Genomic DNA, 12,541 nt, shown 5'->3' with positions numbered 1-12,541 from the left:
TGTTAATCAAGATTAATCGTATAGGAGTAACTTCCCATGCCATCGTATACTGTATCAATGTAGCGAATTCCGTTACAAGAAGCATTAACAACTGGATGGTTCATTAATGGACCGTCTTTAATATCAAGAACACACCAATTCTCTGAGTCATAAGCAACAGTAACATGAGCGTAACCTGAACGACATGCAAAGCCGTCTAAAATCTCAAAACTACGTGGTCCAATTAGGTGAAGCATGACATCTGCATCATTAAATCCGCTAACCACATAGATACCAGGGTGGGATGTATCGCTTAAGCGGAAATAATCTTTATATCCACACCAAGATTTATCTGCATGAGCACTCATCATCATTAAGCTGGTTGTTGCCAGTAGAATCCATTTTTTCATTTCAGAACACCTTTATTATTATTTTTATTATTTAAAGCCGATGGCGATTATAGGGAAGAATTGGCTCAAAAACAATCACTCTGTTGCAATCCTTACGGACGAGCGTACATAGGTAGGTTCAGCAAGCCAAATCATGGCCAGCAAAAAAATGAAAATCCAGGCCGCGAGTCTGAAAATGTCATTTGTAGCCAGCATAAATGCTTGATTGATGATTGTTGCATAGAGAACCCCGAACCCTTTGAGGCCCGATATTCCCAATGAATGAAGTTGATTGAGTGATTGTTGCACTAAAGGATTGTACGCGGTTATTTGTTCCACCAGATGGCTTTGATGTAACGCTTCTCTATGATTCCATAACGTGACACTGATGGATGTGCCAAAACTGCTACCCAAAATTCGACAAAAGTTGACAAGGCCCGATGCACTCGCCAGGCGATCAGGAGGGAGTTCAGTCAAAATGAGCGTGATTAATGGGGTAAAGAAAAAAGCAAGGCCAATGCCTTGAATAAAGCGCGGCATAATAAGTTGATTAAAACTCATTTCAGTGTAAAAGGTAGATTGCCATATGCATGTCCCTGCAAACACAATAAACCCAAGGCTGATAATAATGCGTAGATCAAATTTACCCATATAATTACCTACAAGAGGTGTTAAAAAAAAGGGTAAAATTCCCACCGGGGCAACTGCAAACCCTGCCCAAGTTGGCGTGTAACCCATTTGCGTTTGTAGCCATAAGGGAAAAATAACTACGGTGGAAAAATAGACCATAAAACCTAAAGTTAGACTGATTGTTCCAATAGAAAAATTGCGATTAGTGAATAAATATAAATCAATGATCGGGTGTTTTTGCGTTAAAAGCCAAATAATTAAAAAGCTAAGCGTAACCGTCGAGATAATTGCTAAAGTCATAATGAATGGTGAGTGAAACCAATCTAAATCTTGACCTTTATCTAATAAAATTTGCAAACTGCCGATGCCTATTGATAATAATATCAGGCCAATAAAGTCAATAGGAAATTTAGTAATTGGTGTTTCTCGCCCACTAAGAGTAATGAGCGTAAATATTACTGAGAAGATGCCCACGGGGACGTTAATATAAAAGATCCAGGGCCAGGTATAATTATCGGTAATCACACCACCTAGGATTGGACCAAATATCGGTCCCACAACCGCAGTCATAGTCCATATTCCGGTTGCCAATCCTCTCTTTTCAGGAGGATAATTAGCAAGGAGGATGCTTTGTGATAAAGGAATCATCGGTCCTGAAACAGCACCTTGAATTACTCGGAAAAAAACCAACATCTCCAAACTTATTGATAATCCACAAAGCACGGAGGCAATGGTAAATAAGCTTGTAGAGAAGATGAATAAACGAACTTCACCAAAACGCTTGGCTAGCCATCCTGTTAACGGCAGCATAATGGCTTGACTTACGGCAAAAGAGGTAATTACCCAAGTGCCATTATCTGGACTCACACCTAAATCGCCTGCAATGGTTGGAATGGCAACATTAGCTATAGAGATATCGAGGACATTCATAAAGATGGCCAATGATAAAGAAATGGTCATCAGAGCCAATCTACTGCCAACTAGAGGAGGACGCTCAGCCATTATGATTTGTCCTTGGGAGGAACATGTCGGGTGAGTTAGCATGTAAAATTTCGTCAATCAGCGATTTTACTTCAGCAAGCTGTTTTTTATAAACCGTTGTTTGATATTTAAATTTAGATTCAGCAGTTTGTGGAAGTCGATGGCCGTCTAAGTTATGAATATCAACAGTCACGCGCATGGATAATCCAAGTTGCAATGGAATTTTTTTCAACTCATCGGGGTTTAAACTAATACGCACAGGAAGTCTTTGTACGATTTTAATCCAGTTTCCAGTTGCATTTTGTGGCGGGAGTAAAGAAAAGGCAGACCCTGTTCCTGCATTTAAACCAACAACGGTTCCATGATATGTCATTTCGGGGTACGCATCGGCATAAAGAGTAACTGGCTGCCCAATACGAATATCATTTAGAGAGGACTCTTTGTAGTTAGCATCTACCCAGGTATCGTGCAGTGGGATAATAGCTAACATGACGGAGTTTAGCGAGACTTGCTGTCCGGGTTGCACACTGCGTTTTGCCACGTAACCGGTGATGGGGGCTGCAATCGTTGTTCTTTGCAAATTCAGATAAGCTGTTTTTAGATTTGCTTTGGCCGTTTCAACAAGTGGATGAGTGTACAAATGTGCATTTTCAACTAAAGCAAGAGCTGCATCTAGTTGGTGCACTGAACTATCATACGTTGCCTGAGCTGTCTCTAATGTCGTTTTATAATGTTGCATCTCTTCCCGGGATACTGCTCGATTACCAACCAGACCTTCGCGACGTTTTAAATCTAATTTCGCTTTTATTAGATTTGCTTTGCTCACATTCACATTTTGTTGTGCCTGAGCCGCATTTTCAAAATACTGACGTACTTGCCTGACGGTTTGTGCTAGATCGGCTTTAGCTCTTTGTAGGGCTATTGCATAATCGGTAGGATCCAATTTAATTATGATTTGGCCTTCAGTAACTAATTGGGTTTCATCGGTGTTAATCGTGATAACGGTGCCTGGGATTTGAGGCATCAGTTGCACCATGTTTCCGTTTACATAGGCATCATCGGTATAGAGTGCAAATCGTCCCCAAATGAGCCAATAGAAAAACCATAAAAATGCAGTTAGTAAAAAAATACCGCCGAGGAGGAGTATAGCAAATTTACGTTTACGTAATGTTTCAGGTGTTGCACCTACTTTTTTCGAGTCGGCTTCAGTTTCTGTTTGTTCTGCCATAATTCTATAGCTCTCCACCTAAGGCTGCTAATAAGGCTACAAAAGCTTGTTTTTGACGTGTTTGCAAATTATTCAAAATGGCTTTTTGTTGGATTAATAACTGTTTGATTTCAATTAGTTGAGTGTAATCAATAATTCCCTGAGTATAACGCGCCTGGAGTAATTTGTAATTGGATTGGATATTAATTAATGCTTGGTTCTGGGCTGTAATTTGAGTATTAAGGGTTTTTAAGGTAGAAAGTTGATCGCTGACTTGTTGCAATGAATTTAAAATAGTTTGATTGTACTGGTTTACTGCAAGTTCAAATTCAGCATAGTTAACTCCAAGATTCGCTTTTCGTGCACCCGCATCAAAAATCGGTAGATCAACTGCAGCAGAGGCATGATCGTTTTGGAGCCATACATTAAACGCTTTGCTAAAGTACAGACTTTGTAAACTGAGCAATCCTTTCAAATTAATATTGGGGAAAAAAGCGGTTTTTGCAACATTCACTTGATGGGCTGCAGCTTCAGTAAGGGCGCGAGCTGAAGCAATATCGGGTCTTTGGGCCAGTATATTTGCAGGAATTATTGCAGGTAACTGGAGTTGTTTTTTGTTATAAACAAAAGCAGCGGGTTCAATTTGTGTATTTAAGGGATTTTTACCTATTAAAACGGCTAATTGATGTCGCGATTGCATTTCAGCGCGTTTGTAATTTTCTATGGATAATATGGCTTCCTGAGCATCGGCTACAGCTGTTTTTACAGGAATATTCGATTCAATACCTTGGCGTTCTCGGTCCACGATGATATCAGCAAGTTGCTTTAACAGGCGTGCATTTTCTTTGGCCAAACGCTGTTGGATAATGTTATTTTGTACTTCAAAATAAGCGGTAGCAATCGCTGCGCTCAAAACAAGTTGGGTTTCGGCGAGATCCATCTGTGCTGCAAATGTTTCACTTAATCTACTGGCTAAGGTTTCTCTATTTTTGCCCCAAAAATCCAGCTCATAATTAAATTTTAAGCCAATATTTGCAATATTCGCTTGGTCAATTTTTATTGAGTTTACAGGTGGTGGTATTTTTCCGTGTATTGGGAAATAGGCTTTGTCCAAATAACCACTGGAGTCTATAAATGGCCAAAGTGATGAATAGGCAATTTTTGCAAGTTGTTTGGCACGGACAACTCGTGCTTTGGCGCTGCGCATATCAGGGGCATCAGCAAGAGCTACAGAGACGAGTTGCTCTAACTGTGGATCATTAAACCGTTTAAAATAAGGTGCTGATTTGCTTTCTTTAGGTTTTTTATAAATGTGTTGTATTGCTAAATCAGGGGCGTTGATTGGCTTTGTATTCGTATGTAGCTCACCAAAAAAAGAGCAACCCGTTAATGTGAGCGCGATTAAAACATAAATTACAAAGAGTGAACGCAAAATTTATATCTCTTTTTTATAGCGGAAGATCGAAATACTGTAGCAATATTTTTTAGAAAATACATTAATGATCTATCAGTTAAAAATCATTTATTAATTTCTAACTTATAAAAATATGGTCTAAAATAATAGACATGCAGAAATCATTTTAAAAATAAAAATAGGGGAAAAAGATGAACATTCTGAAAAAAATAATGATTATTGGCGTATGTTTTGCAACACTTGGGGCATTAAGTTCTTGTGGTACTGTTCATGGTTTTGGGCAAGACGTATCTCATGTGGGTAAAGATATTCAAAGAGCATCACGATAATTTCTTTACGACTCCCCCTAGGGGGAGTTCCCACCTGTTGTGTTGCAGGATAAATATTCGGTTATGCCTGAATCAATATAAAAATTACACGTGTGGGGGGTGGCTTTTATTGTAATGGATTGATCGCCCCGGGTTAAAAAGTGATGATGTTCAATTGCCTCAGGATGAAGAATAAAATAATGCCCCTTAAAATCAAATTGTTGGACTATTTTTGTTAAAGACATAACTTCAGCTTCCGTCCCCTTCAGGATTAGTTCATCACCGTCAATTTCTTTTTTTTCTCCACCGATAAATTGAAGTGATGCTATTTCAATCGGAGTAAGATGGGATAATTTAAATGCAATACGAAGATTTTTTAAGAAACATTCCAAGGTTTCTTGAGCTAACTGGTCTTGGTTTTTATTTGAAATTCTAAAACCTGACCAATGATATAACCCACAAAAATTGATTTTCTCAAGCTCATTATCTAAATATGTACCCTTAATTACAAAAGCAATGCAAGTACAAACCCCTTCGGTAATCAATGCGGTGGATCCATTATTTGTGAATGCATGCTCATCCATCTCAACAGTCTTTTTAGTGAATATTTTGGGGCTAGTAAAAAATGATCTAGAGCGCATGATTACTTTGTATCTTTTGTGTAAAAAAACATCATTGTACAGGAACAAAATTCAGAAGTCTTATTCTTTGAGTACTCGTTCTATGATGAGTTTAAAAAAACTGCACGATTTCGGGTAGTGTTTGGATTCTTCGGTTTTTAGCACCAAGCTCTTTTTTTATAAAAGGTTGCCATTGCCATGCAGGAATATCGAAATCTAGTGCTTGAAATAATTCGTTTAAGTGAGCGATTAAGGCATCTTTCTCGGGTAAATCAGGAGTGATTTGAATGGTAAATTGGTTTAAGGCATGTTGTTGGATGGTGTAATCATCGAATTCAAAAGTGAAGGATGCCATTTTCTGGCGTATCAGATCGGCAAAGAGGGGAAATACTTTATTATTTTGGGTTGCATAACAAATATCACCCACACGTCCTTCAATTCCTGCCAATCGTGTAAAAACACCATTTGATTGTTCTTCAACAAGTACATCATCTAAACGATAGCGGATGATGGGTTGTGTTGTTCGCATTAAATCCGTGATTATAGGTACAAAGCGTTTTTCATCTAGCCATTCTTTTTCAATAATCAAATATTCTTCATTCATTAATAAATGATTACTGTCTTTATTACTAATGGCTAAAAATCCCTCGGTGCATTGATAGATTTGTGCGACCTGGCAATTAAAAGCATTCCTTATAATTGCTTCATCACGTTTCTCTAAAACTTCAGCCACAGCAAATATTTTTCCAGGGGTTATGGATAAACGATGTTTTTCCTTTGTTAAAGCAAGTAATACTGAGGTGGGTGCTGATAAAATGGTAGGTTGTATTTGATTTAAACGATCAATATGAGTTTGGAAATTTTCGAGTAAATCAAAAAAATGGAATTGAATTTTTTTGCTTTTGTTGAGGGTTGTGTAGAGTTTACTATTTGCTCTAAGGAAAAAAGCAATGCGCTCCTTTCGTTTTAATCCTTGGGGTAAGGCTTTAGCCAATAAAATCCCCGCCCAGGCATCCCTCTCTTTTTCATCGGCAAGAAATAAACCCCGATTTCCTGATGTGCCAGAAGAAAGTCCCACAGCAATACCATCGATTAAGGGGGAAAAATCGCGGGTCTTTTCCGCTTTTAAAGCCAATTCTAGCGCCTGGTCCTTTTTTATATTCATCGTATTTATTTCATCAAAGTGTTGCATCATTATTTTTTTATTAATAATGGGCCATTCACTCAGGGGTTTATCCAAATAGGGTTGATAAAAAGGGGATTTATATAAAGTTGTTTTAACGAGCTTTCTAAATTTTTTTTCCTGGTAAGTAGACAGTTGGGCTCGTGATTTAAATCGTTTTCGCAGATAGTGTGTCTTAAAATAATAATAAAGGAGTCTAAGTATCATGATTGATTTCCTGAAAGACGAGCGCGAATGTGCTGACAATGGGAAGGAATCATATCGATTTCTTTATTATTTTTAAAAAGTTGGTGTAATTTCTGGATTGTTTGCTGATAGCTTTCTTTATTATCGTGAATCAAGTAGGTTAGATTACTTGGAAAAATCAATTCTTTAAACGTTTCTTGGTGCCAACAACTGTCTGCAATTAAAAAAGTATCTTGCTCGGCTTTAAAGTATAAACCTATTTGTCCCTTTGCATGTCCTGGTAAGGGGATGGCAATGATCTGTCCATCATTAAAGAGATCGAATCCAGTTGTAAAGGGGAATAGGCTGGGCTTCAGCTCAATTTCGTTTTTTAATAAAACCAGGCGCTCATAAAAGTCTTTAGGAAGTAATCCGGGTAAGAATCCTTGTATTAATGCTTTTATTCCGGTTTTTTGATGAATGTCGTTTATGGCATCAGGGTGGCAGAAAAATTGGGCATTGGGAAAATCCTTTAAACCGCCTATGTGATCTGCATGAAAATGTGAGATCACAATTCCTTTAATTTCTGAAGCCTGGATATTATTTTCCGCTAATTGTTCTTTAAGCGATTTTTTTAGCATTACTGGGGTTAGGTGTCTATAAAGGGAAAAGGGAAATTTTTGGGTTAATTGGAAGAACCGGTTGGTATAACCCGTATCGAATAAGATATAACCGTAAGTTGGATGTTTGATTAAAGTACAGAGGGCTGGGTATTCGCTTTGTTTCCAATGGGCATTCTTTAAGGTCATTCGCGCACAATATTTGCAAAAACCAACTTCAAATAATTGATACTCTATCATGATTTTTGATACCACTCCGTAAAACGTTCTATTCCTTGATTAATGGGGATCTTTGGTTGATAACTCAAGTCTTTTTGGGCCGCTTCAATATTTAATGTTTGTCCCATACATAAAACGGCTGCACTGTATCGGGTTAAACGTGGTTCTTTTTGAATAAGTGGGAAACTATAGAGTCCTTCCATACATGCAGCATATATTTTCGCTATCGAGTAGGGGATGTATTTAGGTATAAATGGCTTTTCTAAGACTCTAAAAAGTTCAGAAATAATGGTGATTAAAGTTCGTGGTTCATCGTTGGTGATATTATATTTGTTACCGCAAAATTGCTGCTTTGCTTGGGCTGCTAAAAGCAGACTTTCTACTACATTTTCAACATAAGTAATGTCAATTACATTAGTTCCATTCCCAATAATAGGCAGGATCCCCTTTTTTTCATTTTGGAGTATACGCGGTAAAATAGCTCGATCATAAGGACCAAAAATAGCTCGTGGACGTATCGTAATCACATTAAGATTTTTTTCTTGAAAGGCTTTATCAATCAGCGCTTCAGCAAGTAATTTGGTTTTTACATAATAGTTGGCTGGTTTTGCGGGTAAGGGTGAATCCTCTCTAATATTATGTTGTTCTGTGAAATCACAATAAATACTTGGCGATGAAACATGAACTAACCGCGTATTTGGGGGCGTTGCTTCAATAATATTTTGGGTGCCCAGCACATTGGCATCATAAAAATCTTTATACCGTCCCCAAGGACTAGATAGGGCCGCACAATGAAAAATAGTTTGAGCATTCAGAGTTATTTTTTTTAACTTATCTTGATTAAGCAAATCGACTGCTATGAATTGGGCACCAGATTCCGTAATGATTTTGCCAAGCCGCTCATTGCGTCCTAAGGCAATTACCTCATGGCCCTCTTTGATCAATCGTTGAGTCAAATTCAATCCGAGACAACCTGTTGCTCCTGTCACAACGCAAACCATATTAGTACTCCAAGATGAGGCCACCAGCTGCTAGACCAGCTCCAGTACCGATTAATAACACTAATTGTCCACGTTGTAACTGGCCGCTATTAATTAAAGTACATAATGCCGTAGGAATAGATGCTGCAATTTGATTTCCATGATAGGGATAAATAGAAACAAGTTTTTCAGTTGGAATATTTAATCTTTTCTGTATGTGATTCATCGCGAGCAGGCTTGCTTGATGCGGTACGAACCAATTAATGTCACTTAAGTTAAGATTGGCTTTACTCAAGAGGTTGTCCATGAGATTGTCCAATAATTTGGACGCTAATTTGAATACTTTTTTACCTTCCATATAAAAGAGGCCTTGTTCTATATGTTGTAATGGATTTTTAGGGGGAAGGCGTGTCCCCCCAGCCTCTATTTGACAGAACGTAGAGCCAATACTATGCGTTTCGTGATGTGACGAGAGAGTACGGTGTGTTCCTTTACTTTTTTCAAGTACACAGGCCGCAGCACCATCGCCGAAAATAGTACAGGTTTCCATATCCTCCCAATTCAATCCTGCCGAAGCGATATCACTAGAAATAATGAGAATACGTTTAAAGCGTCCGCCTTCGATTAAATACGATGCAATGTCTAAGGCGCTAATAAAACTTAAACACGTACTATTTATGTCAAAACAAGCTGTTCCGGATTGCTCCAACCCCAATTCTTTTTGGATTAATGCAGCAGTACATGGAATTGGCTGTTCACCTACACCGCAGGCACTGATAATGGCATCAATATCTGTTAATTGAATATTTGCCTTTTGGACTGCAATTAATGCTGCTTGGGCTCCCATATAAGAAGTTGTTTCATCGGAGGATGCAAAGTGTCGTGAAATCAGGCCGGATTTTTTTTGGACACTGCCTTGAGGTAAATTAAGTTGTAAATCAAGTTCAGTGGAAAGTACTTTGTTTCTAGGTAAATAACATCCCATTCCTGTTATTTTTACAGCAGGCATATTTAATTCCTTCGTTGCTCATTGAATCGCACCCTTAAAGTGGTGTTCATTATACTGTATGATCATTTATTGCTCAATCAAATTAAACTACACTACATCTGCTGAAAACAACAATTCTGCTCACTAAAACTGTCAACCCACACTGATCCATGATAAATTAATAACTATTCATTGGATGATTGGCAAAGGATTGTGGTTAGTGTTTGATTTTAAACGTCATATAAAAGTTTTTATACTGGTTTCGCTGAGCGCAGTGTTGCAAACTTCTTGTATGGTAGGGCCCAATTTTCATACACCTAGACCACCAAAAGTCAAAAAATATACTGAAAAACCGCTACCGAAAAAAACCGTAAATACTTCAGGGGCTGGTGGACAAGCACAAACGTTTATTACGAATAAAGATATCCCTTTATTGTGGTGGGAGCTTTATCATTCACCCGAAATCAATGAATTAATTCATACGGGCTTAACCAATAGTCCGAATTTAGCGGCTGCTTCAGCTGCTTTGCGTCAAGCACAAGAAAATCTAAAAGCCCAAATTGGTAACTCAATGTGGCCGGCAATTGATGCATCTCAGATGGTTCAAAGACAACGTTATTCAGGGCTACAAATAGGAATTCCAAGTGACAGCGTCACGTTTAATCTTGTTTATACTTCATTTAATTTATCCTACACCTTGGATGTTTTTGGTGGCGCAAGGCGTCAAATTGAGGGTTTAAAAGCACAGGTGGATTATCAGCAATTTCAAGTAATTGCTGCTTATTTGACGTTGACATCTAATATTGTTACAACAGCAGTAGCAGTTGCATCTTATCAAGCTCAAATTGATGTAACAGTGGACTTAATCAAGGCTGAACAAGGGATTCTTAATATTTTAAATCAACAGTATCGTTTGGGAGGCGTTTCCAAAGAAAATGTATTAACACAACAAACTCTACTCGAACAAACAAAAGCAACTTTGCCACCACTTCAAAAAAACTTAGCACAAGCCAGACACGCTTTAGCTACGCTTGTAGGAGTTTTTCCAGATGCTCCTTTACCCGTTATTCGATTAGATCGTTTAAAATTACCCACTGAGTTACCGGTGAGCTTGCCTTCAAATCTTGTTCGTCAACGTCCGGATGTGCGCGCTTCTGAAGCATTACTACACCAAGCATGTGCACAAATTGGCGTAGCAACGGCTAATTTATTCCCGCAATTTACGATTACTGCGAATGAGGGGTGGTTGAATACCACGTTTACAAACCTTTTTACCAAAAGAAATGAAGTTTGGGCGCTGACTGGTCAGGTGGTGCAGCCCTTATTCCATGGCGGTGCTTTATTGGCGCAACGACGTGCAGCAATGGCTGCTTATCAACAGACGGCTGCTCAATACAGACAAACCTTATTGCAAGCTTTTCAAAATGTGGCGGATGTTTTAAGAGGATTAGAAGTCGACGCCCGTACTCTGCAAGCACAAATAAAAGCTGAAGACGCGGCTCGAGCTGCTTTGAATCTTACCCTGCAACAATATCGTTTAGGCGGTGTAAGTTATATCAATTTATTAAATGCACAACAGCAGTACCAACAGACGCGAATTAGTCGTATTCAAGCGCAAGCTGTGCGTTATAGTGATACGGCCGCATTATTCCAGGCCTTAGGTGGGGGCTGGTGGCATAAACCTTGGTGTGTCAAAGAGTGTCTATGATGAAAGAAATTTTTTTGAAAAAACAGATGATCATAATGTTAATTACGGTGGGGATTCTTTTTGGCCTGATTTTTGGCTGGAAAGCTTTTGTTAATTACATGAGGAACCAATTTTTTCTCCAAATGAAGTCACCTCCTGTGACGGTATCGACCATGAAAGTCGAACCTTCCTCATGGCAACCCGCCTTAAAAGCAGTAGGGAGCATACGGGCACGTTTAGGTGTGAACGTCACTACAGAACTTGCGGGTATGGTCCAAACAATCTATTTCACTCCTGGTACAACGATTAAGGAAGGCACTGTTTTAGTGCAATTAAATGCGGGTACAGAACTTGGATTATTGCACTCATTACAGGCGCAAGTTGAATTGGCAAAAATTACCTATAAACGTGATAAAGCCCAATATATGGTCCATGCAGTAAGTAAACAGACAGTAGATGCTGATGAATGGAATCTGAAAAATTTACAGGCCCAAGTTGCACAACAAGCCGCAACCGTGGAAAAAAAGACGATACGAGCTCCTTTTTCTGGACAATTAGGGATAAATAATATTAATCCAGGACAGTATCTTAATGTAGGGGATGCAGTGACTACATTGCAGTCTTTAGATCCAATTTATGTGGATTTTTATTTACCCCAACAAGTTTTGGCAAAGTTAGAACTTGGACAAACAGTAAAAGTGGTAACTGACACGTTCCCCGATAAAATTTTTCAAGGAAAAATTACTACAATAGAACCTATTGTAGATAACGCTACGCGAAATGTTCGAGTGGAAGCGACGCTCCCTAATCCTGATTTTAAATTAAAACCAGGTATGTTTACTCGCGTAGAGGTTCTAACAGGAGGGAAACAAAACTATCTAACATTACCGCAATCGGCGATTAGCTTTAATCCTTATGGTGATATTGTATTTCTTGTTAAAGATAGTGGAAAAAAAGACAAAAATAATCAACCAATTCTGGTGGTAAAACAGATTTTCGTGGCCGTGGGAGATACTCGAGGCGATCAGATTGCTGTTTTAAAAGGGTTGAGTCCAGGAGATGTTGTTGTGACCAGCGGCCAATTAAAGCTTAAAAATGGTAGCCAGATCATCATAAACAATAAAATACAACCGAGTAATGAGGCATCTCCAAAAGTGCCTGAGAAATAACA

Annotated in this window: 12 protein-coding genes; 3 read left to right on the top strand and 9 right to left on the bottom strand. The window is 38.6% G+C overall.

The window, feature by feature from the left end; translation table 11 throughout:
- Nucleotides 1–2 precede the first annotated feature (2 nt).
- From ACWTEW_RS37235 to ACWTEW_RS37220, 4 genes are all read right to left on the bottom strand, one after another.
- Nucleotides 3–389 (bottom strand): hypothetical protein, encoded by a 387-nt coding sequence (locus ACWTEW_RS37235; RefSeq protein WP_454783027.1) that lies wholly within the window; start codon nucleotides 387–389, stop codon nucleotides 3–5.
- 75 nt (nucleotides 390–464) lie between these two features.
- On the bottom strand, nucleotides 465–2,000 hold the full coding sequence (locus ACWTEW_RS37230; protein WP_454783026.1) for a DHA2 family efflux MFS transporter permease subunit: 1,536 nt from the start codon (nucleotides 1,998–2,000) through the stop codon (nucleotides 465–467).
- A complete protein-coding gene (locus ACWTEW_RS37225; RefSeq protein ID WP_454783025.1) occupies nucleotides 1,993–3,207 on the bottom strand; it encodes an HlyD family secretion protein in 1,215 nt (404 codons plus the stop codon). The genes ACWTEW_RS37230 and ACWTEW_RS37225 overlap by 8 nt, the downstream gene beginning before the upstream one ends.
- A gap of 4 nt (nucleotides 3,208–3,211) precedes the next feature.
- Nucleotides 3,212–4,618, bottom strand: a complete 1,407-nt coding sequence (locus ACWTEW_RS37220; protein WP_454783024.1) for an efflux transporter outer membrane subunit — start codon at nucleotides 4,616–4,618, stop codon at nucleotides 3,212–3,214.
- A gap of 173 nt (nucleotides 4,619–4,791) precedes the next feature.
- Here ACWTEW_RS37220 and ACWTEW_RS37215 point away from each other — a divergent pair, with 173 nt between their 5' ends.
- Nucleotides 4,792–4,929 carry an entericidin A/B family lipoprotein gene (locus ACWTEW_RS37215; RefSeq protein ID WP_454783023.1) on the top strand — a complete coding sequence of 46 codons (138 nt, stop codon included), beginning with the start codon at nucleotides 4,792–4,794 and terminating at the stop codon, nucleotides 4,927–4,929.
- 17 nt (nucleotides 4,930–4,946) lie between these two features.
- On the opposite strand, the gene ACWTEW_RS37210 is transcribed toward ACWTEW_RS37215, so the two are convergent.
- The 5 genes from ACWTEW_RS37210 to ACWTEW_RS37190 all read right to left on the bottom strand — a co-directional run bounded on the left by ACWTEW_RS37210 (nucleotide 4,947) and on the right by ACWTEW_RS37190 (nucleotide 9,704).
- Nucleotides 4,947–5,549 (bottom strand): hypothetical protein, encoded by a 603-nt coding sequence (locus ACWTEW_RS37210; RefSeq protein ID WP_454783022.1) that lies wholly within the window; start codon nucleotides 5,547–5,549, stop codon nucleotides 4,947–4,949.
- A 91-nt stretch (nucleotides 5,550–5,640) separates the two neighbouring features.
- On the bottom strand, nucleotides 5,641–6,918 hold the full coding sequence (locus ACWTEW_RS37205; RefSeq protein WP_454783021.1) for a F390 synthetase-related protein: 1,278 nt from the start codon (nucleotides 6,916–6,918) through the stop codon (nucleotides 5,641–5,643).
- Nucleotides 6,915–7,736, bottom strand: coding sequence for an MBL fold metallo-hydrolase (locus ACWTEW_RS37200; RefSeq protein ID WP_454783020.1), 822 nt, complete (start codon nucleotides 7,734–7,736; stop codon nucleotides 6,915–6,917). Before ACWTEW_RS37200 ends, ACWTEW_RS37205 begins: the two co-directional genes overlap by 4 nt.
- Nucleotides 7,733–8,716, bottom strand: coding sequence for an NAD-dependent epimerase/dehydratase family protein (locus ACWTEW_RS37195; RefSeq protein WP_454783019.1), 984 nt, complete (start codon nucleotides 8,714–8,716; stop codon nucleotides 7,733–7,735). Before ACWTEW_RS37195 ends, ACWTEW_RS37200 begins: the two co-directional genes overlap by 4 nt.
- A gap of 1 nt (nucleotide 8,717) precedes the next feature.
- The gene (locus tag ACWTEW_RS37190) at nucleotides 8,718–9,704 is read right to left on the bottom strand and encodes a beta-ketoacyl-ACP synthase III (RefSeq protein WP_454783018.1); all 987 of its coding nucleotides are present in this window, start codon (nucleotides 9,702–9,704) and stop codon (nucleotides 8,718–8,720) included.
- Between the two features lie 199 nt (nucleotides 9,705–9,903).
- On the opposite strand from ACWTEW_RS37190, the gene ACWTEW_RS37185 reads away from it, so the two are divergent.
- Nucleotides 9,904–11,391: an efflux transporter outer membrane subunit gene (locus ACWTEW_RS37185; RefSeq protein ID WP_454783017.1), complete on the top strand. Its 1,488-nt coding sequence runs from the start codon at nucleotides 9,904–9,906 to the stop codon at nucleotides 11,389–11,391.
- On the top strand, nucleotides 11,391–12,539 hold the full coding sequence (locus tag ACWTEW_RS37180; RefSeq protein WP_454783074.1) for an efflux RND transporter periplasmic adaptor subunit: 1,149 nt from the start codon (nucleotides 11,391–11,393) through the stop codon (nucleotides 12,537–12,539). Before ACWTEW_RS37185 ends, ACWTEW_RS37180 begins: the two co-directional genes overlap by 1 nt.
- Nucleotides 12,540–12,541 lie beyond the last annotated feature (2 nt).

The sequence above is a fragment of the Legionella stuttgartensis genome (assembly GCF_977063405.2).
Note: the sequence above shows the minus strand (reverse complement) of the source record. Positions and strands in the feature narration are given on the sequence as shown.

What these genes read in the sequence shown, in the direction of transcription:
- ACWTEW_RS37230 (WP_454783026.1), bottom strand. Translation starts at nt 2,000, where the DNA reads ATGGCTGAGCGTCCTCCTCTAGTTGGCAGTAGATTGGCTCTGATGACC.
- ACWTEW_RS37190 (WP_454783018.1), bottom strand. Translation starts at nt 9,704, where the DNA reads ATGCCTGCTGTAAAAATAACAGGAATGGGATGTTATTTACCTAGAAAC.
- ACWTEW_RS37225 (WP_454783025.1), bottom strand. Translation starts at nt 3,207, where the DNA reads ATGGCAGAACAAACAGAAACTGAAGCCGACTCGAAAAAAGTAGGTGCA.
- ACWTEW_RS37210 (WP_454783022.1), bottom strand. Translation starts at nt 5,549, where the DNA reads ATGCGCTCTAGATCATTTTTTACTAGCCCCAAAATATTCACTAAAAAG.
- ACWTEW_RS37195 (WP_454783019.1), bottom strand. Translation starts at nt 8,716, where the DNA reads ATGGTTTGCGTTGTGACAGGAGCAACAGGTTGTCTCGGATTGAATTTG.
- ACWTEW_RS37200 (WP_454783020.1), bottom strand. Translation starts at nt 7,736, where the DNA reads ATGATAGAGTATCAATTATTTGAAGTTGGTTTTTGCAAATATTGTGCG.
- ACWTEW_RS37180 (WP_454783074.1), top strand. Translation starts at nt 11,391, where the DNA reads ATGAAAGAAATTTTTTTGAAAAAACAGATGATCATAATGTTAATTACG.
- ACWTEW_RS37235 (WP_454783027.1), bottom strand. Translation starts at nt 389, where the DNA reads ATGAAAAAATGGATTCTACTGGCAACAACCAGCTTAATGATGATGAGT.
- ACWTEW_RS37215 (WP_454783023.1), top strand. Translation starts at nt 4,792, where the DNA reads ATGAACATTCTGAAAAAAATAATGATTATTGGCGTATGTTTTGCAACA.
- ACWTEW_RS37205 (WP_454783021.1), bottom strand. Translation starts at nt 6,918, where the DNA reads ATGATACTTAGACTCCTTTATTATTATTTTAAGACACACTATCTGCGA.